This window comes from Oceanisphaera sediminis (genome assembly GCF_039539745.1).
In the GTDB taxonomy this organism is placed as follows: Bacteria; Pseudomonadota; Gammaproteobacteria; order Enterobacterales; family Aeromonadaceae; genus Oceanimonas; species Oceanimonas sediminis.
In genome coordinates, this window is record NZ_BAABDS010000036.1 from 89,119 (window position 1) to 107,773 (window position 18,655).

General features: G+C 57.4%; 16 protein-coding genes. 8 read left to right on the forward strand and 8 right to left on the reverse strand.

Annotation, left to right across the window (positions count from 1 at the left end; translation table 11 throughout):
* The first annotated feature begins 37 nt into the window (after nt 1-37).
* The 7 genes from queF (at nt 38) to ABD827_RS11630 (ending at nt 8,682) form a co-directional block, all read left to right on the forward strand.
* A complete protein-coding gene (queF, locus tag ABD827_RS11600) occupies nt 38-889 on the forward strand; it encodes an NADPH-dependent 7-cyano-7-deazaguanine reductase QueF (protein WP_344964921.1) in 852 nt (283 codons plus the stop codon).
* A gap of 108 nt (nt 890-997) precedes the next feature.
* A complete protein-coding gene (locus tag ABD827_RS11605; protein WP_344964922.1) occupies nt 998-3,250 on the forward strand; it encodes a GGDEF domain-containing protein in 2,253 nt (750 codons plus the stop codon).
* Nucleotides 3,251-3,319: 69 nt separating this feature from the next.
* On the forward strand, nt 3,320-4,798 hold the full coding sequence (locus ABD827_RS11610; protein ID WP_344964924.1) for a GGDEF domain-containing protein: 1,479 nt from the start codon (nt 3,320-3,322) through the stop codon (nt 4,796-4,798).
* Nucleotides 4,799-4,824: 26 nt separating this feature from the next.
* Nucleotides 4,825-6,180: a nucleotide 5'-monophosphate nucleosidase PpnN gene (gene ppnN / locus ABD827_RS11615; protein WP_344964925.1), complete on the forward strand. Its 1,356-nt coding sequence runs from the start codon at nt 4,825-4,827 to the stop codon at nt 6,178-6,180.
* A gap of 16 nt (nt 6,181-6,196) precedes the next feature.
* Entirely contained in the window at nt 6,197-6,979 is a 783-nt protein-coding gene (xni, locus tag ABD827_RS11620; RefSeq protein WP_344964926.1) for a flap endonuclease Xni, read from the forward strand.
* Nucleotides 6,980-7,058: 79 nt separating this feature from the next.
* Nucleotides 7,059-8,066 (forward strand): isocitrate dehydrogenase, encoded by a 1,008-nt coding sequence (locus ABD827_RS11625; protein ID WP_344964927.1) that lies wholly within the window; start codon nt 7,059-7,061, stop codon nt 8,064-8,066.
* Nucleotides 8,067-8,223: 157 nt separating this feature from the next.
* Nucleotides 8,224-8,682, forward strand: coding sequence for a hypothetical protein (locus ABD827_RS11630; protein WP_344964928.1), 459 nt, complete (start codon nt 8,224-8,226; stop codon nt 8,680-8,682).
* A 98-nt stretch (nt 8,683-8,780) separates the two neighbouring features.
* Here the strand turns inward: ABD827_RS11630 and rlmM are convergent, their stop codons facing one another.
* Genes rlmM through ABD827_RS11650 form a run of 4 tightly spaced genes read right to left on the reverse strand, consistent with a single transcriptional unit; the run spans nt 8,781 to nt 11,767 of the window.
* Nucleotides 8,781-9,872 (reverse strand): 23S rRNA (cytidine(2498)-2'-O)-methyltransferase RlmM, encoded by a 1,092-nt coding sequence (rlmM, locus tag ABD827_RS11635; protein ID WP_344964929.1) that lies wholly within the window; start codon nt 9,870-9,872, stop codon nt 8,781-8,783.
* Nucleotides 9,872-10,255 (reverse strand): DUF423 domain-containing protein, encoded by a 384-nt coding sequence (locus ABD827_RS11640; protein WP_344964930.1) that lies wholly within the window; start codon nt 10,253-10,255, stop codon nt 9,872-9,874. Before ABD827_RS11640 ends, rlmM begins: the two co-directional genes overlap by 1 nt.
* Nucleotides 10,245-10,859 (reverse strand): alpha/beta fold hydrolase, encoded by a 615-nt coding sequence (locus ABD827_RS11645; RefSeq protein ID WP_344964931.1) that lies wholly within the window; start codon nt 10,857-10,859, stop codon nt 10,245-10,247. Before ABD827_RS11645 ends, ABD827_RS11640 begins: the two co-directional genes overlap by 11 nt.
* A complete protein-coding gene (locus tag ABD827_RS11650) occupies nt 10,856-11,767 on the reverse strand; it encodes a transcriptional regulator GcvA (protein WP_298718111.1) in 912 nt (303 codons plus the stop codon). The genes ABD827_RS11645 and ABD827_RS11650 overlap by 4 nt, the downstream gene beginning before the upstream one ends.
* Before the next feature lie 207 nt (nt 11,768-11,974).
* On the opposite strand from ABD827_RS11650, the gene ABD827_RS11655 reads away from it, so the two are divergent.
* On the forward strand, nt 11,975-12,604 hold the full coding sequence (locus tag ABD827_RS11655) for a DUF2726 domain-containing protein (RefSeq protein WP_344964932.1): 630 nt from the start codon (nt 11,975-11,977) through the stop codon (nt 12,602-12,604).
* Nucleotides 12,605-12,742: 138 nt separating this feature from the next.
* Here the strand turns inward: ABD827_RS11655 and ABD827_RS11660 are convergent, their stop codons facing one another.
* The 4 genes from ABD827_RS11660 to yghU all read right to left on the reverse strand — a co-directional run bounded on the left by ABD827_RS11660 (nt 12,743) and on the right by yghU (nt 18,483).
* Nucleotides 12,743-13,477: a 3'-5' exonuclease gene (locus ABD827_RS11660; RefSeq protein WP_344964933.1), complete on the reverse strand. Its 735-nt coding sequence runs from the start codon at nt 13,475-13,477 to the stop codon at nt 12,743-12,745.
* A 5-nt stretch (nt 13,478-13,482) separates the two neighbouring features.
* Complete coding sequence (locus ABD827_RS11665) at nt 13,483-15,354, reverse strand: DUF294 nucleotidyltransferase-like domain-containing protein (protein WP_344964934.1); 1,872 nt, start codon at nt 15,352-15,354, stop codon at nt 13,483-13,485.
* 90 nt (nt 15,355-15,444) lie between these two features.
* Nucleotides 15,445-17,082, reverse strand: coding sequence for a BCCT family transporter (locus tag ABD827_RS11670; protein ID WP_344964935.1), 1,638 nt, complete (start codon nt 17,080-17,082; stop codon nt 15,445-15,447).
* A 543-nt stretch (nt 17,083-17,625) separates the two neighbouring features.
* On the reverse strand, nt 17,626-18,483 hold the full coding sequence (yghU, locus tag ABD827_RS11675; protein WP_344964936.1) for a glutathione-dependent disulfide-bond oxidoreductase: 858 nt from the start codon (nt 18,481-18,483) through the stop codon (nt 17,626-17,628).
* Between the last annotated feature and the right edge of the window lie 172 nt (nt 18,484-18,655).

Here is an 18,655-nt window from a genome sequence, read left to right on the forward strand (position 1 = left end):
GGCTCAGTGACCCGCATTCTATCAACTGGATCCCGAAATGACACCCGAGCAGAAATACCAGGCCAGCACCGCGCTGGATGACCTTCCCCTGGGCAAGCAAAGCAGCTACGTCTGTGAATACGATGCCGGCCAGTTGCAGCCCGTGCCCCGCAGCCTGAACCGTGACGATCTTGGGCTAAGCGCCGATACCCTGCCCTTTGCCGGGGAGGATCTGTGGAACCTCTATGAACTGTCCTGGCTGAATCGCAAGGGCAAGCCCATGGTCGCCATGGGCGAGGTGCGTGTGGCCGCCGGCAGCCGCAACCTGATCGAGTCCAAGTCGTTCAAGTTGTATCTGAACAGCTTCAATCAAAGCCGGTTCGACAGTATTGAAGAGGTAGAAGATATTCTGACCCGGGATCTCACCCTCTGTGCGCAAGGCTCGGTCAAGGTCAAGCTGTATGAACTGCAGGCGGCGCCGAGCCAGTTTGGCATGCTGCCCGGCGACTGCATCGATGGGCTCGATATCGAGATTCAGCATTACCAGCCCCAGGCCGACCTGCTCATTAACGCCACGGACGCCGAAGAGGTTTGTGAGACGCTGCATTCCCATCTGCTCAAGTCCAACTGCCTGGTCACCGGCCAACCGGACTGGGGCAGCCTGATGATCCGCTATCAGGGCCCGCGTATTCGCCGCGAAGCGCTGCTGCGTTATCTGGTGTCCTTTCGCCAGCACAACGAGTTTCATGAACAGTGTGTCGAGCGGATATTCATGGATCTGATGCAGCACTGCCAGCCGAAAGAGCTGACCGTCTATGCCCGTTACACCCGTCGTGGCGGCCTGGATATCAATCCCTATCGCAGTAATGTGGCCGGCAAGGCCGCCAATGTTCGTCTGCAGCGACAGTAACAAGCGAATCCAGGCGATCAATACGCCGGATTGCGTCAGAAGCTGGACTCCCTTCGGCCTGCTACGTAAACTGGCGCGTCATCCGCATATTATTCGGTATTCGTTATTGTGATTCTGTCTGCTGCCGTCCTGGTCTCGCATCTGGCAGGCGCCCCGGCGCTGTCGCCGTACCAACCCGAACCCGTTGAATTGCAACGGGCGCGGCAGCTGATGCTGAGCCGGCCCGGCGAGTGCATCGCCCTGACCAACTTCTTTCTGCAACGCAAGGAAGTCGACCCGGCGCAGATGATTAACTCGCGTCAGGACTTCGATCACCAGGAGCTGGCCCGGCGCTATCGCACTCGGGAGCAAAGTCAGACCGCCTGGCAAATTCAGGCCCTGTGCCAGGCCAACGAAGGCCTGACATTACCGGCCGATACCAGCATCAATCAGGCCATCAAGCTCGCCAAACGCCATCATCAGCCCGATGCCGAGGCCGCCAGCCTGATGATCAAGGCCAAGCTGGCGCTGATAAAGCAGGATACCGAGCAGGCCGATACCCTGCTCGATGAAGCCGGCGCCCTGTTAACGACCAGTGCCCCACCCTCCCTGACAGCCGCCCTGCCCCTGTTGCAGGCCAGCGTACTCTTGTATCAGCACCGCGGTGATGAAGCCCGGCTGGCGTTCGAGCAGATTCGAGTGCAGGCCCAGCAGCAAGGCGAATATATTCAGCAGGCCTGGGCCAACTATCTGCTGGGTGAATATTATCTGTTGCTGCAACAGGATGAACTGGCGCTGTCACACTATGTGGAAACCCTGGATCTGCTGGGCAAACGTCGTCAGTACTATCTCAAGGCCATGGCCGCCGACAAGGCGGCCACCTTGTACGCCTCGCTGGGCAAAGGCGAACAGGCGGTACATTACGCCAACCAGGCCACCACCGAGTTCGAATTGCTGGGCAACTCCAGCCTGCTGATAGGCTCACTGCTGAATCTGGGCCGGGTCACTCGCGCCGGTAACGACGCCAGCCTGGCGCTGGTTTATTTTTTCAATGCGCTCGATCTGGTCAAGATTCAGGGCGATGCCACCCTGATGGCTCGTCTTTATCTGGAAATCGGCCATTCCTACCGGCTGCTGAAGACCTATGCCGAAGCGCGCCATTACCTGACCCTGGCCCGGGCCAGCTTCGAGCGCAGTGAGGATATTCCTCGCCAAATAGACACGCTGCTGCAACTGGGTCAGCTGCATCTGGAACAACAGGAAAACGGCCTGGCCCTGCTACAGCTCGACCGGGCACGCCAACTGGCCGAACAACTGGATGACGTGCCCCGCCTGATCGAAAGCCACCGGCTGCTGGCCCTGTTGTTTGAAACCAGCGGTAATCTGACCCAGGCGCTGGTTCATCACAAGGCCTTTCATGGCTATTACGAACGAGCCAGCCGGCTCAACCGGCTGCTGACCCAGAGCCTGGTGCAGGACAGCGATCAGCAGTTGCAGCAAGAACGCGAGCTGACCACGCTACGCCAGCAGAATGAACAACTGCAGCAAGACAAAGGGCGCTTTACCCTGCTTGCAACCAGCCTGGGACTGATTGCCCCGCTGCTGCTTTACGGCTGGCTGCGTAATTATATTCGCAGCCGCCGCCTGTTGCAGGACAAGAGCGAACTGCAACAATCGTTGTTGCTCGAGCCCAGAACCGGTTTACCCAACTGGCGCCAGCTGATGCTGCGTTTACCCCAGGAAATGGCCAAGCGCCAGCAACGTTCCGAGCAGTGGTATCTCAACGAAGCCGAAGCACAACCGTTTAACGATAAAATCTATTATCTGCTGCTGCATGTCCCCTTTATGGTCGATCTGAGCGAGCGGATAGGGTTGGCCCATGCGGCCGCCCTGCAGAAAGAGCTGGGCGAATACCTGCAAGGACGCATTCATCCCAAGGCCCGGATCTATGACTTGCGCGAAGGGCAGTTCATCTACGTGATTTCGCAACGCCAGGTCAACTCGCTGCAACAAACGGTCGCCAGCCTTGAACGCATGTTTATGGAGTTTCCCTGTCGATTCCGGCTCGATCAGCGTATGGCCATCGGCATTATCGGGCATCCGTTCCTGCCGAAGGCGCCCCACGCCCTGGATGACATGCGCCTGGGCGATATTCTTTATCTGGCCATGGCTGCCGCCCACCAGCTTGCAGAACAAACCGGTGAACGCGCCTGGGTAGAGCTGCTGGCGGTTGATTGTCAGCAAGCCGCTTTTTTTAATGGCGATATTCGCCACTGCTGTATTCAGGCTATTCTGAAAGGACTGGTCAAGGTCAATAGTTCACATAAAAAACAACAGATTGACTGGAATGCATTGGCCCCCGAGCCGGCAATCTCGATATAATTTTACAGGCCCTTCTGCGCTAGGGTGTAATGGTGAACCATGGACAATATCGACAATAATAAGATGTTAATGGAACTGGCATCCGTTATTGACAGGCTGGAAGCCATTCTGGGCGGCCTGCAACAACAAGAACAGCAGTCGCCAGCCTCGCTATCCGGTGGCACATTTTCGGAGCCGGCCGGTCGTCTTATCAGCCATTGGCAGAAATTGTTTGTTGTCCCGTCCGAGCCGGAAGCGTCACCCGTTCAGTCCCGGCTATTGACCGAGCTGGAGCAACAGCTTGCCCGACTGCGGCAAGGGCATACCCGGCTGTCTGGTGCACAGCAACTCAACGGCAATAAACTGCAACAGGTAGCGGCACAGCTGCAGCAATCCCCTTTCATCCCCGCCGAGACCCAGGCCCGGCTGGCAAAACTGAAACACGGCAACGAGGGCCATGAGAAAAAATTATGGCGGCTGCTGGACTGCTACCAGACCGCTCTGCACCTCTGCACCGAACAGCACAGTCAACACCAGGAACACTATCACGAACTGTGTTCCCGACTGCAGCAGCTGATTGCGGAGTTCAACTTCGCCGGCGAGGTTGCCATCGAGCTGGACAAGATACAGCGTCAACTGTCACGGCAGACAGAAACCGCCCAGCTACCGGGTATTTGCCTGCGTCTGATCGAGCTCACCATCGAAGGCTGCCGATGTGAGCGCAAAAACTCCACCCTGTTTCTGACCAAGCTCCACAGTAATCTGGGGGAAATGCAGCACCACTTCGCCATTTCTCTGAGTGAGGGCCAGGCGTTATTTGATGCCCGTACCCACCATGGCCAGCATATCGCCGGTGAGCTCAGGGCCATTGGCGAGCATCTGGTCAGTCAGGATAGCGAACACCTGAAAGAAGAAATCGAACTGCGCATGCGCGGCATCAGCCATATTCTGGTACAACATGAGCGGCTGCAGGAACGCGAACAGTCATTACTGAAACGCATGAATGAAATGGACCAACAGATACAATCGCTCAAAAGCGAAACGGTACATTTCAGACAACAGCTCAGGGCACAGAATGAAAAGCTGTTTATCGACAGCCTGACCCAGATCCATAACCGGGCCGGTATGGATGCCCGACTGGAAATTGAATATCGTCGTTGGCTTCGTTATCAGGCCCCCTTGTGTATCGCCCTGATAGATATTGATTACTTCAAGGAAATCAACGATAAATACGGTCATCTGGCGGGAGACAAGGCCTTGCGTCTGATTGCCAGAACCATCCAGCAATCATTGCGGGAAAGCGACTTCGTCGCGCGATTCGGGGGCGAAGAGTTTATTGTTCTGCTGAACAACATCGATCCCGCTCATCTCAAGGTTCCACTGGAAAAGCTGCGCGAGCAAATCAAAAACATTCCGTTCCGTTTTAAAGAAGAGCGCGTGACCATCACCGCATCCATCGGTGCCACCCTGTTTCGGCAGGGCGACAGCATCACTTCCGCTCTGGAGCGCACCGATCAAGCCCTGTATCGTGCCAAGCACGCCGGGCGTGATCAGATAGTCATGGATTGACCTATAACAATATTACGGGAGTGGCCATGATCACCCATATTAATCCGGTCGGCAGCATGAACCTGCTGTCGCAGGTAGAAGTCGATCACCTCAAACAGTCCGCCTCCGGCGCCCTGTACAAACTGTTTCGCAATTGCGCCCTGGCGGTACTCAACTCCGGCAGCAAAACCGACAGCTCCAAGGAAATTCTCGACCGTTACCAGTCTTTCGATATCAATGTGATCCGCCGCGAGCGCGGGGTCAAGCTGGAGCTGTTCAACCCGCCGGATCATGCCTTTGTAGACGGTGAAATTATCCGCGGTATCCAGGATCATCTGTTTTCGGTGCTGCGTGACATCATCTACGTCAACAGCAAGTTGCAACAAGAAAGTCAGTTGAGCCTAACCTCGTCGCTGCATCTGACCGACCTGGTGTTTTCCATTCTGCGTAATGCCCGGGCCGTCAATCCCGGCTCCGAGCCTAATCTGGCAGTATGCTGGGGCGGCCATTCCATCAACGCCACCGAATATCAGTACACCCGCGAGGTCGGCAACGAGCTGGGGCTGCGCGAGATGAACATCTGTACCGGCTGTGGCCCCGGCGCCATGGAAGGTCCGATGAAAGGCGCCGCCGTCGGTCACGCCAAACAGCGAGTTACCGGTAGCCGCTATATCGGCCTGACCGAGCCGTCCATCATCGCCGCCGAGCCGCCCAACCCCATCGTCAACGAACTGGTGATACTGCCGGATATCGAGAAACGGCTGGAAGCCTTTGTGCGTCTGGGCCACGGTATCATTATCTTCCCCGGTGGCGCCGGTACCGCCGAAGAAATTCTCTATATTCTCGGCATCATGATGCACCCGGAAAATCGGCACCAGCCTATTCCCATCATCCTGACCGGTCCTGAGGAAAGTGCCGACTACTTTCGCAGCGTCGACGAGTTTATCGGCAATACCCTGGGTCCCGATGCCCAATCGCTGTACCAGATCATCATCAATGATCCGGCCGAGGTGGCGCGGCGCGTCAAGAACGCCATGCCGCTGGTACGGGATTATCGCAAATCGGTCGGTGACGCCTACTCCTTCAACTGGTCATTGAAGATAGAACCGGAATTTCAGCTGCCCTTTAACCCGGATCATAAAAGCATGGCCAGCCTGAATCTGAGCGGCGATCAGCCGCCTCAGCAGCTGGCAGCCAATCTGCGGCGGGCCTTTTCCGGCATCGTGGCCGGCAACGTCAAGGAAGGCGGCATCAAAGCCATCGAACAAGAAGGTCCCTTCCTGCTCAGTGGCGAGCCGAAAATGATGCAGATGATGGACACGCTGCTGCAGGCGTTTGTAGAGCAACAGCGCATGAAGCTTCCCGGATCTGTGTATGTGCCCTGCTACCAAATCACACGCTAACAAGATGTACCGTTAAATGCAGTTACTGATCATCGATGCCCTGAACCTGATCCGCCGGTTACATGCGGTACAGGCGCAACGGCATCAACATGAAGCAACGGCGCTGGCTGCCACCGGTGCCGCCCTGACCAATGCCGCCAACCGTTTGCTCGGCCAGTTCAAGCCCAGCCATGTGGTGGCGGTGTTTGATGGCGCGCCGGTCGGCTTTCGTCATCACCTGTATCCGGAATACAAGGCCGGACGCAAGCCCATGCCCGAGGCGCTGGCCGGTTACCTCGGTGAGCTGCAACAACTGCTGTGGCAACAGGGCATCGACGCCCTGCTGTCCGACACCGACGAGGCGGATGATCTTATCGCTACCCTCGCCAGTACCCTGAGCCGCCACGGCAAAAGCAGCATTATCGTGTCTACCGATCAGGGCTTTTGTCAGCTGTTGAACTCGCATATCCGGCTATGGGATCACTTCAATCAACGCTGGCTGGATGAAGCATTCGTACAGCAACACTTCGGGCTGAAGGTCGGGCAGCTGGTGGATTACTGGGCACTGACCGGGGTGTCCGGCAGCCAGATCAAGGGCGTACCCGGCATCGGTCCCAAGCGGGCCAAAGCGCTGCTGCAACAATACCATACGCTGGACCAGCTGCTTGCCACGCCCCCACAGCTGAAAGATGAAAATACCGTGCATACCCATCAGCACCATGCCTTGCTGTCAAGACAATTGGTCAAACTGGTGGATGATATAGAATTGGGGTTCAATTTGCAGGATCTGCGTTATCCACCTCCGACTAAAGGGTCATAGGAAAATGACGGCGAAAATGCTATAAACAAGGGGTAATAAGACTTCCCCTCGACCTATAACTAAAAACGGAACGCTGCCCATGAACAAACGCAGTATTACCGTGATCCCGGGTGATGGTATCGGCCCAAGCATTATCGATGCCGCCCTGAACATTCTGGATCACGCAGGTTGTCACTTTCACTACGACTATGCCGACGCCGGCCTGATAGCCCTCGAAAAGCACGGCGAACTCCTCCCCCAAAGCACCCTTGACCTGATAGCCAAAAACAAAATCACCCTCAAAGGTCCCCTGACCACGCCCATCGGTGGCGGCTTCACCTCCATCAACGTCTCGTTGCGCAAGCACTTCAGCCTGTACGCCAACCTGCGTCCCGTGGTGTCGTTTGAAGGGACCAAGAGCCGGTTTGAAAACATCGATATCATCACCATTCGGGAAAATACCGAAGGGATGTATTCCGGCGCCGGTCAGAAGCGTTCCGAAGACAATGCCAGCGCCGAGGCAATGAGCATCATCACCCGCGAAGGCGCCGAGCGCATTACGGTGTTTGCCTACGAGCTGGCCCGTAAAGAAGGCCGCAAAAAGGTCACCATAGTCCACAAGGCCAATATTCTGAAATCCACCTCCGGTCTGTTTCTGGAAGTGGCCCGCGAAGTGGCATTGCGCTATCCGGACATCGAAACCAACGAAATGATTGTGGACGCCGTCTGCATGAACCTGGTGATGTATCCCGAACGTTTCGACATTATCGTTACCACCAACCTGTTTGGCGATATTATCTCCGACTTGTGTGCCGGCCTGATCGGCGGGCTGGGCATGGCACCCGGTGCCAACATCGGTAAAGACGTGGCTATCTTCGAAGCGGTACACGGCTCGGCACCGGACATTGCCGGCCAGAACATCGCCAACCCCTGCTCGGTGATCCTCGCCTCTATTCAGATGCTGGAGCATCTGGGCATGCAGGACAAGGCCCGTCAAATTCGTGAGGCGGTTCGCAAGACCATCGCCGAAGGCAAAACGGTCACTCGGGATCTGGGCGGCAACGCCAGCACCACCGAGTTTACCCAGGCGATCATCGCCAATCTGTAACCAACTGACAAATAAGTTAAAGGGCCGAAAGGCCCTTTTTTAGTCCATTATCCACTACAGACTCGAACGCCTCGGCCAACAAGTTTTGTTCAAAAAAACACCGCTCCGTTCACAGACAGCCAACTATAGTTAGTTTTATAGATGGAGGGAACAGGTCATGGACGGTCGAAAAATACTACTGCTCGCGTTCCTTTTCCTTCCGCAATTAGCCTGCATCACCTCCAGTCAAGCCTACGAACAAACCAGCCCAAGCTACCAGCAAGCCACCGCCACTCAACAACCGCCGCTGCGTTTTAGCCTGCCCTCCCCCAGTATTAACTCTGATATTCCCAGGCGTTACGGGCTCGATATCGAGTTACAGTCGACAACGGACGGAAACCAGCGTCTGGCGGCGTATCCCAGCCTGAAGCTGACGCCGCAAAGTTCGGTCAGCCTGTCGCTCAAGAACCTGCGCCCCCGGCTCAATTTCGAAGGGGGCGGTTTTAAAACCTCGCTGAAACTGCGGGGAGACGGCATCAAGCTGAACATTCGCCCCTCCGATCCCGACACCCGGCTGGAATTCGACATCAAGATCACCGACGACGAATCCAGGCTGGATTGTAAATACCGGTTTTAAAGGCGTGGTGGTATGAGGCGTGAGGCGTGAGGCGTGAGGCGTGAGGCGTGAGGCGTAATTTTACACCTCCCCCCTCACGCTTTACCCCTTACGTCGTTTTATTCCTTGGGTTGCAGCTTGGCGATCTTGCGCGGCTGATACACGTGCACGGTAATTTCTTCCCGGTCGTGATACAGCTGCTTGGCCTGCACCTGAAAACCGCCCAGCTCGGCCAGCTTGTCCTTGAGTTGCTGCAGGTTATGCACCGCCTCGGCGTAGCGCTTCTTCATCGGCAGCTTCAGGTTGAACATGGCTTCCTGGCAGTCTTCGTTCACCAGCCAGTCGGCCATGGTCGCCACCACGCGCGCCGGCTTTTCGACCATGTCACACACCAGCCAGTAGGTATTCTTGCGTGCCGGACGCCAGGTAAAACCGTCTTCCCGGTAATGTTTGACCTGTCCGGTATCCATCAATGTCTGAGCCATGGGGCCATTATCGATGGCGGTGACCATCATGCCCCGGTTCACCAGCTGATAGGTCCAGCCGCCGGGCGCGGCACCCAGATCGACCGCCCGCAAACCCGATGTCAGGCGCAGATCCCACTCATGGCGAGGAACAAACACATGAAACGCCTCTTCCAGCTTCAGGCTGGAACGGCTGGGCGCATCGGCCGGGAAACGCAGCCGGGGAATCCCCATGTGGAAGGGCGAGTTATTAAAGGTATAGGAATAGCCCAATATGGCGTGATTATTGGCCATAAAAAACAGGTGCAGCACGGGTTTGGTGTCCGACTCGTGCCGGGTCAGCAACCCCTTGCCACGCAACGCTTGGCGCATGGGCACGGTAAACTTGCGGCAGAAGCGGGACAGCTCCTTGCCGTCGTTGGTATCCGGCGTTTCGACTCGAATATCGCCACACAGCTCCATGCCCTCGGCCGCGTCCAGCAGCGGCGTAATGCGATCGTCCAGCGGCAAGTCTTTTATTTCGGCACAGACCACCAGCATCTGGCGGGCAAAAATCAGCTCTCTGAACCACAGCTTGCGCGCCATTAAATCGGCGTCGTCCGGCTGAAAGCATTCGTAAATAACAAAGCCGCTGTCGTCCTTGGTACGAGCAAATCCAGGGCAGCCAAACTGCCCTGCTCTGTCCTGAATTTCCGCTGCCGCCTCTTTCTCGAACCCGGGGCGACAATATATTAATAAGTGTTTCATCAAGACCTCAACCAAGTGCGACCGGCCAGCAATACACTTAACCAGCCCGCCATAAAACAAACTCCCCCCAGGGGAGTCAACCAACCCATACCTTTGGTACCAAACAGCACCAAAGCATAAATACTACCACTGAACAACAGGGTGCCCAGCGCAAAAAACGCCGCCGCCACCTGCAGTGGCACGGCCGGTTTGAACCGCCAGGCCAGCACCACCAGCAAGAGTGCCAGGGCATGATAAAACTGATACTGCACCCCGGTGTTAAAGGCACTCACCAGAGAGCCAGACAGGCCCCTCGCAGCCAGGCCGTGCGCGCCGTAGGCACCCAGCGCCGTGGCACTCAACCCGAACAGGGCCGCCAGATAAAACCAGAGATTAACCAGCAAGCACAAACCTCCTCATACCGGCCACAATGGCCGCCAGATTGCGTTCCAGCGTGGTGCCCGACGACTTGCGCGGGCTGAAGCCGTGATCGCCGTCCTTCACCCACTGGGTGTTCACGCCGGTTGCCAGATCATAACCGGCCACCGCCTCCCGGTTGCCGAAATTGTCCCGCTCCCCCTGGACCAGCAGGGTTGGCGTGGCGAGCGTGGCCAGGTGCTGCCCGCGAAAGCGATCCGGCTTGCCCGGCGGCGTAAAGGGAAATCCCAGCAGAATAAGGCCGGCCGGGGCCAGTTCATCGGCCACCAGCGAGGCCATACGCCCGCCCATCGACTTGCCCGCCAGAAACAGCCGGGGATGGGCAAACTCGGCCGCCATCTCGCGCCAGCAATCCAGCAGCGCCGGCTCCCGATCCGGCGGTCGCTTGCGACCATCTGCCCGGGTTTTCTGCATAAAGGGAAATTCGAAGCGGATCACCTGAATATCTTCATCGGCCAGCCCCAATGCCAGGCTGTTCATCACCGCATGTTCCATACCGGCCCCGGCACCGTGGGCCAGCAACACCCGATTGGGGGCATTGTCGGCCCCGTTTATCAATACATGACTCATCCGTTCAGCGCCTTTTGCTGCTCTTCTTTAACCACCAGCGCCAGCATCCACTCCCGAAAGGCGGCAATCTTGCCCAGCGCCGCCTGGGATTCATGACACACCAGGTAATAGGCATTCTTGGACATCAGCACATGCTCGAAAGGACACACCAGCCGGCCGGCATCAATCTCGGGCTGGGTCAGCACACTGTGCCCCAGCGCCACCCCCTGGCCGTGAATCGCCGCCTGGATCACCATCGACGAGTGACTGAATATCGGCCCCTGATTGACATTGGCCGCCTGAATATCGAGCTGCTTGAACCAGGCTTTCCAGTCCCGCCGCGAAGTATCGTGCAGCAGGGTATGCCGCATCAGATCTTCGGGGGTCTTCAACGGCTTGGTACCCATCAGCAGCATGGGAGAGCACACCGGAATCAGGTATTCCGCATGCAGCTTGTCGGCCCGCAGGCCCGGCCAGTTGTCGCGACCATAATAAATCGCCACGTCAACATCATCGGTAAGCGAACCTTCATCCAGATCCACCGCCTTGATGCGCACGTCGATGTCCGGATGGACCTCGCTGAAACGCACCAGCCGCGGCACCAGCCATTGAATTGCAAAGCTCGGCTGCAGGCTCACCGTCAGCGCGCCCTTGGCACTGCGCGCCAGCAATCGTTCAGTGGCATCGGAAATGCCGGAAAAAATATCCTTGATGTCCAGAAAGTAGCTCTGGCCTTCTTCGCTCAACAGCAGGGAACGGTTGCGCCGGCGAAACAGCTTGATGCCCAGATATTCCTCCAGCCCCTTGATTTGATGGCTTATCGCCGCCTGGGTAACGAACAGTTCTTCCGCCGCCCGGGTAAAACTCAAATTACGGGCGGCGGCTTCAAATGCCTTGAGCGCATTGAGCGGGGGGAGTCGCCGGGACATCGATACCTCGATAAGCTTTTCTAATGGCGGGATTATAGGGGGCCGGCGAACGACAAGCCAGCGCCGCCAACATAAAGCAAAACAATTATCGTCCCACCAACGGCTTGCCCGACGCCACCGCCGGACAGGGCGGTGGCGATATTCATTTTATGCCGCCTCCTCTGCTACACTGAGTACCGCTTTCTTTCATCTCTGTTCAGGCCACCCATGACCGACATGCTTCCCGTTTCCCTGCTCGACTGGCTGATGTTCAGCCTGGTGCTGTTGCTGATTTTGCTGGTGCTGTTTGTCCTGCTGCGCCGACTGTGGCGCGGTGCGCCCAAACAACCCTATCAGCAGAAATTGCTGTTCAGCCCCGAGTCTGCCGCCGCCCTGCGCTTACTGGACGAGGCGATGGGAGCACAACTGCGGGTCTTTGCCGCCGTCAGCCTGAGCGAACTGGTAGAGCTCAATCCCAAACTGAAAAAGGCCCAGCGCGAACAGGCCCTGCACGACATCTACGGCGAAAAAATGGACTTCGTGCTCTGCTCGCCCAAGGATCTCAAGGTCAGGGCCGTGGTCGCCCTGATTGACGACAGCCTGAGCAAAACCGACGGCCGCCAGCGTCAGCTGCTGCTGCAACAGATTCAGGACACCGGCCTGCCGGTTATTCACCTCTCGCCCAAGGACGGACTCTCTGCCGCCGCCCTGCGTGACGAGATACTGGCTACCCTCAAGCAGTCCCGCCCCGTCATCGCTCCTGCAGGGCAAGGCCGGGTCGAGCCGGTACTCAGCCTGCCGGACGAAGAACAATCAGACGATCACAACGAACCGCGCTTTAATAGCCATAAGCTGTAAGCGATCAGCTGTAAGGGGTGGAGATTGCAGGTAACGAGTGATGCTTGTGGGCATCGCATCCCACAAGTACTACTCAACACTCACCGTCAGCACCGACTTACAGCTGAAAGCTTACGGCTGAAAGCTTCCCCGAAGGGCTTAAACCCACAGGTCGCCGATCGGCGTATCCGGGCTGAAGTGGTGGGCTATTTGCGCCTGCAACAGCTCGGCGGTGGCCAGGGCGTCGGTCTGGGCATGGTGTGGATGGTAGAACGGCAGATGATAACGGCTGCGGCTGTCGGCCAGCCGAATCGAGACCGGTGCCCTGCCCCGCAGACGGGCCCATAGCCCCAGCGGCTTGCGCCGGTGCAGCCGCGCCTCCAGCTCCATGGTATCCACCACCGGAAATTCGATGCCTTCGTTCAGCCGTGCCTTCAGCGCCCGGTCCAGAAAACCGCGCTCTATGGTTCTGTGATGCACCACCACCACCCGCCCCGCCAGAGCGGTGAGCAAATCGTCCAGCACCAGCAGCAGGTCCGGCGCCGCCTTCACCTCGGAGTGGGTAATGCCGTGGATCACCACCGACTCTTCCGCCATCGGCTTGTGCGGATTCAAAATCCAGTGTCTGGCTTCCCGGCAGCGAATACGCTGCAGATCGAAGGGCACCAGACCGATGCTGACGATGGCGTCTTTTTTGGCATTGAGTCCGGTCGTCTCGAAGTCCAGCGCCACAAAAGGCACCTCATTGAGCGGCGTCTGTGCATCGACGGCGCCGGCGCGATAATACCGTTCCAGCCGATAATCCCGTGCATGGCGGGCCAGCTCGCCAAACAGCGTCTGCCAGTCCGGTATTTCCGCACTCGGCCTGATATCGTCGGGTCTTAAATAAAACATGCAGCTTAGCTCCGATTCGGCTGATAGCGAAACTTAAGAAACTTCTGCGCATGACTCAGGATCTGAAAGGCATCCTTCAGGTTGCGGCGCTCGAAGTCCGACAGATTCTCGGGTTCGATATTGTTGTCCGGATCGGAGCCCGCCTCCACATCCAGCGCCTGGTGACGAATGCGCACCGTGGCGATAAATTCCATGGCATCGCGCAAGTCCGGCCCTCGCCCCTTGGGCAGTATGTTCGACTCGATAACATCGTTCAGCCGGTCGAAGGAGTTGTGCGCCTTGGAGCCGACCGCCAGCGCATGCACCCGGATCAGATCCGCCAGTGGTGCCGTGCCCCGCCGCTTGAGGTTGATGGAGTTGTTATGCTTGCCGTCCTGCTCCATCACGAATTCCTTGAAAAAACCAAGCGGTGGCGTACGACCCAGGGCGTTGCGGGCCATGCTGGCCAGAAAACGCGGGCTGCGTTTGGCCCGGCGCGAGATCAGGGAATTCAATTGATCGGCCCACTCGATTTTGCCGTAGACCCCATCCAGATCGAAGAAAATGGAACTGTTCAGCAGTGTTTGCGGGCTGGGGTTATCAATCCAGTCGCTGAAACATTGCTCCCACTGGCGGCGGGTTTTCTGCCACTCCACATTGGTGGCCATGATGCCCCCGGTGCAGTAGCTGTAGCCACAGGCGGCCAGGCCGTCGCAGACCCGCTTGGCCAGGGCAGCAAAGTAGGGACCGTGCAGGGCGGCGTCATAGCGGTTATCGAGAATAATGGCGTTGTCCTGATCGGTTACGATCAGCTGCTCGTCCCGCGCCATCGAGCCCAGCGCCAGAAAACAGTAGGGCACCGGCGGCGGGCCCAGTTCGGCTTCCGCCAGCTCAAGCAGGCGCTGCTTGAAGCTGCGACCTATGCCGGCCATGGCGGTACCTATCATCTGGGAGTTGGCGTCTTCGTTCACCATACGCACAAAACAGGCCTTGACGTCATCGGCAATGGCGGCCAGCTCGTCGGCATTTTGTGCCCTGAATATATGCCGCACCACAAAGAGACTGCTGCGCGACTCGTGGCGCATCACATCCGACAGCGCAATCACCCCTATCGGTTTGCCCTTGTGCAGTATGGGCAGGTGGTGCAGGTTGTAGCGCAGCATGATCAGCATGGCTTCAAACACGAACTGGCCGCTTTCCAGCGCCAGCAGATCCAGTGACATCACCTCCTCTATCCGGGTTTCAACCGACAGTCCTTCTGCCAGTACCCGGGTGCGCAAATCCCGGTCGGTCAGAATACCGGCTACCGGTTCGTCTTCCGACTCGGGGCTGGAATTCAGCACCAGAATGGACGAAACCCCTTCTTCGGTCATCTTCTTCGCGGCCTCGAACACGGTGGCCGACAGCGGTATGGTCACCGGCTCGCGCGAGATCAACTCCCGCACCGTCGAGGTCAGCAGTTCATCGCCTCCTTCCTGGCGGGAAACCGCCTGCCGCAATCGGGTTCTGTCTTCCACTTCCACAAAATCGGCAAAGGACTCGAACTCCTCATAGAGCTCGTTGAACAGCGCCTCGGGCAGGCAATAGGCCAGGGTATCTTCCAGCGCAGTAGCCGACATCCGCACCCGATTGTTCATCAGCAGCCCCATCTGGCCGAACAGACTGCCCTCACTCAGCCGGTTATGCAGCTCGCCGCTACGCCGGTGCATCTCCACCGCCCCGCTGCGGATCAAAAACAGATCATGCACCCGATCCCCGTAATTCAGGATCACGGTGCCGGCCCGGTAATAGGCAATTTCTATTTGCCCGGCAATATGCTCCAGGGTGTGCTCCTCCAACATATCGAAGGGAGGAAAACGGCGAATAAACCCCAGAATTTCCAGTTGCTCAGCTTCCATAACCTGACTCACTCAATGCAAAAAACGAAAAAGGCAGACGGGATGCCCCCGCCTGCCTTGAACCATCTAACCCACAGGGTAGCGCCTTGCTCAGCTACCGCGAGGCTCCGATGCCAGTCCCTTGATCAACGACACACAAGATACCAGCAGCACTATGGTGAACGGGAACCCGGTAGATACCGCCATGGCCTGCAGGGCGGCCAGACCGCCACCCAGCATCAGCGCAATGGCCACCAGGCCTTCAAAGGTACACCAGAACACCCGCTGCGGCTTGGGCGAATTGACCTTGCCGCCGGAGGCGATGGTGTCGATCACCAGCGAGCCGGAGTCGGACGAGGTCACAAAGAACACCACCACCAGTATGATACCGATGAAGGAGGTGATCTGCGCCAGCGGCAGCGCATCGAGCATGATAAACAACTGCAGCGGCACGGCAGCATCGGCCACCGCCTGATAGCCGTCGTTCACCAGCTGGCTGATGGCGGTGCCGCCGAAGGCGGTCATCCACAGCACACAGGCGGTCGAGGGTACCAGCAGCACCGATACCAGAAACTCACGCACGGTACGGCCACGAGATACGCGGGCGATAAACATGCCGACAAACGGAGACCAGGAAATCCACCAGGCCCAGTAGAAGGCGGTCCAGCCCTGGGAGTAGTTGGCATCTTCTCGCTCGAACGGCATCGACAACGCCGGCAGGTGCTCGACATAAGAAATCAGGTTAGAGAAGAAGCCGCTCATGATGAGCAGGGTCGGTCCGACGATGATCACGAACACCAGCAGCAAGGCCGCCAGCGCCATGTTGATCTCGGACAGCCGCTTCACACCCGCATCCAGCCCGGCCAGTACCGACACCAGAGCGATGGCGGTAATAATGATCACCAGCACGATTTCGGTGGTAGTGCCCGTTGGCAGTCCAAACAGAAAGTTCAGGCCGGCGCTGGCCTGAGAAGCACCGAAACCCAGTGACGTCGCCAAACCAAACATGGTGGCAATGACCGCCAGTATATCAATTAAATGCCCCGGCCAGCCCCAGACCCGCTCACCCAGCAGCGGATAGAACACGGAGCGTACCGTCAGCGGCAAGCCCTTGTTGAAGGAGAAAATAGCCAGCCCCAGCGCCAGCGTCGCATATATCGCCCAGGGGTGAAGCGCCCAGTGATAAATGGTGGCGGCCATGCCCAGGCTTCTGGCGGCGTCGGCATCACCCATGGCTGCGCCCAGCGGCGCCCAGTCGGTACGCACACCGTTTTCTACGCTGATACCGCCGAAGGAGGTGCCAAAATGAGACAACGGTTCGGATACGCCATAGAACATCAGACCGATACCCATACCGGCGGCAAACAACATGGAGAACCAGCCGATATAGGTAAAGTCGGGAGTGGCTTCGGTGCCGCCGATGCGCACCTTGCCGAGGGGAGACACTATCAGGCCCAGGCACAGCAGCACGAAAATATTGCCGGAGCCGATAAAAAACCAGTCCAGGTTGGAGGTCAGCCAGCCACGCAAGTCACTGAACAGCGGCGCCACCTGGTTCTGAAACGCCAGCGTCAAAAACACGAAAGCGACGATGGCCAGGCCGGAGATCATGAACACCCGGTTATGAATATCCAGCCCGAAGGGGCCTATCTGCATGGCGATGTTGTCCTGCCCCACCTGATAGTCGGTATCGATGGGATTCACCTTGCCTTCCGGGGCGATCACATCATGATTGTCTTTATCTGTCATTGCTCAGATCCCTTGCACTCTAAAAATCATTAGAGCTGTAATGAAACACTCGGTAAAGTTAACACAAAAAACCCGGCAACTGCTTGAATTCGGGTCTGAACGGCTACTTTACAATCATTATGCAGCGAAAAATAACACCGACTGACAACTATGCCAGCCCGGTGACCGTTGCCAAACGCGCCTGTTATAACACAGAGTCTTCTCAGAATAGCGCAGAAAATGTTGTCCTATGGCGCCGGTGTCGCAGAATTCAGCAATATGTCATACCGCGCCTGCGCGGCCACCAACAATTCATGATCAGACCGGGTCATCATGCCGACCGATAGTTCCATAGATCACAGCGTGCGCGGCACAAAACATCACGGCCCCCGGCGACACGCAGCAGGTGAGCGCCGCCATACGGCACCTGGCCAAGCGCCAGCAACAAGGCTGGAGTTATGTCAGGGCTTAATAAATGAACAAAGCGCCTTACGGCGCTATTAAACAGTCCCTTCTGTCGTCATTCTCGCGAAGGCGGGAATCCAGTGGGCCGGGCTGTTGGTGTTAGATTTTTTGCGCCAACACGGCATCGATATCTGCCGCCGAGTGACGCTCGGCCAGCGCCTCCCCGGGCACATCACTGGTGCGATTGACGATACGCCCTCTTTGTACGGCGGGCCGTGCGGCAATCTCTTTCGCCCAGCGCAGCACGTTTGTATAACTGGCAGCATCGATAAACTCGGCGGCATCGTATGCCCGCCCCAGCACCAGGTTGCCGTACCAGGGCCAGATGGCGATGTCGGCAATGCTGTATTCGTTGCCGGCAATATAGGGGTTATCCGCCAGTTGCTTGTCCAGCACATCGAGCTGTCGCTTGGTTTCCATGGTGAAGCGGTTAATGGCGTACTCTATTTTTACCGGCGCATAGGCATAAAAATGACCAAAACCGCCGCCCAGATACGGTGCCGAGCCTTGTAGCCAAAACAGCCAGTTCAGGATTTCTGTGCGTTCGGCAATGTTGGTTGGCAAAAAACGGCCAAACTTTTCTGCCAGATACAGCAGTATGTTGCCGGACTCGAACACTCTAATGGGGGGCGTCGTTGAGCAATCCAGCAGTGCCGGAATTTTGGAATTGGGATTTATCTCGACAAAGCCGCTGGAAAACTGCTCCCCGTCGCCAATGCTGATCATGTAGGCATCGTATTCGGCCTCGGTAATACCCAGTGCCAGCAACTCTTCCAGCATAATAGTGACTTTCTGGCCATTGGGCGTACCCATGGAATGCAGCTGCAGCGGATGCTTACCTTTGGGTAAGGTTTTCTCGTGGGTGGCACCCGATACGGGACGGTTGGTTTTTGCCCAGGTACTGCCGTCGTCTTTGGGCTGGGTCCACACGGTGGGAACGTGATATTCACGCGTCATATCGTCTCCTCATCTTAATATACTGGCTCATCAATGGGTGTCATGCCTAACATGACCATGCCTCACTGTAACCAATATTGGCCACTACTCCCAGTATCCCCCTTTTGGGGATGAGTCGGTTGACTGCTGCTCTATGCCCTGCGCCATATGCAGTGCCGATGGTATGGAAGCG

Bases quoted from the DNA above. Each gene is read 5' to 3' on its own strand.
- queF (WP_344964921.1), top strand. From the start codon at position 38: ATGACACCCGAGCAGAAATACCAGGCCAGCACCGCGCTGGATGACCTT.
- ABD827_RS11610 (WP_344964924.1), top strand. From the start codon at position 3,320: ATGGAACTGGCATCCGTTATTGACAGGCTGGAAGCCATTCTGGGCGGC.
- ppnN (WP_344964925.1), top strand. From the start codon at position 4,825: ATGATCACCCATATTAATCCGGTCGGCAGCATGAACCTGCTGTCGCAG.
- xni (WP_344964926.1), top strand. From the start codon at position 6,197: ATGCAGTTACTGATCATCGATGCCCTGAACCTGATCCGCCGGTTACAT.
- ABD827_RS11625 (WP_344964927.1), top strand. From the start codon at position 7,059: ATGAACAAACGCAGTATTACCGTGATCCCGGGTGATGGTATCGGCCCA.
- ABD827_RS11630 (WP_344964928.1), top strand. From the start codon at position 8,224: ATGGACGGTCGAAAAATACTACTGCTCGCGTTCCTTTTCCTTCCGCAA.
- rlmM (WP_344964929.1), bottom strand. From the start codon at position 9,872: ATGAAACACTTATTAATATATTGTCGCCCCGGGTTCGAGAAAGAGGCG.
- ABD827_RS11645 (WP_344964931.1), bottom strand. From the start codon at position 10,859: ATGAGTCATGTATTGATAAACGGGGCCGACAATGCCCCCAATCGGGTG.
- ABD827_RS11650 (WP_298718111.1), bottom strand. From the start codon at position 11,767: ATGTCCCGGCGACTCCCCCCGCTCAATGCGCTCAAGGCATTTGAAGCC.
- ABD827_RS11655 (WP_344964932.1), top strand. From the start codon at position 11,975: ATGACCGACATGCTTCCCGTTTCCCTGCTCGACTGGCTGATGTTCAGC.
- ABD827_RS11660 (WP_344964933.1), bottom strand. From the start codon at position 13,477: ATGTTTTATTTAAGACCCGACGATATCAGGCCGAGTGCGGAAATACCG.
- ABD827_RS11665 (WP_344964934.1), bottom strand. From the start codon at position 15,354: ATGGAAGCTGAGCAACTGGAAATTCTGGGGTTTATTCGCCGTTTTCCT.
- ABD827_RS11670 (WP_344964935.1), bottom strand. From the start codon at position 17,082: ATGACAGATAAAGACAATCATGATGTGATCGCCCCGGAAGGCAAGGTG.
- yghU (WP_344964936.1), bottom strand. From the start codon at position 18,483: ATGACGCGTGAATATCACGTTCCCACCGTGTGGACCCAGCCCAAAGAC.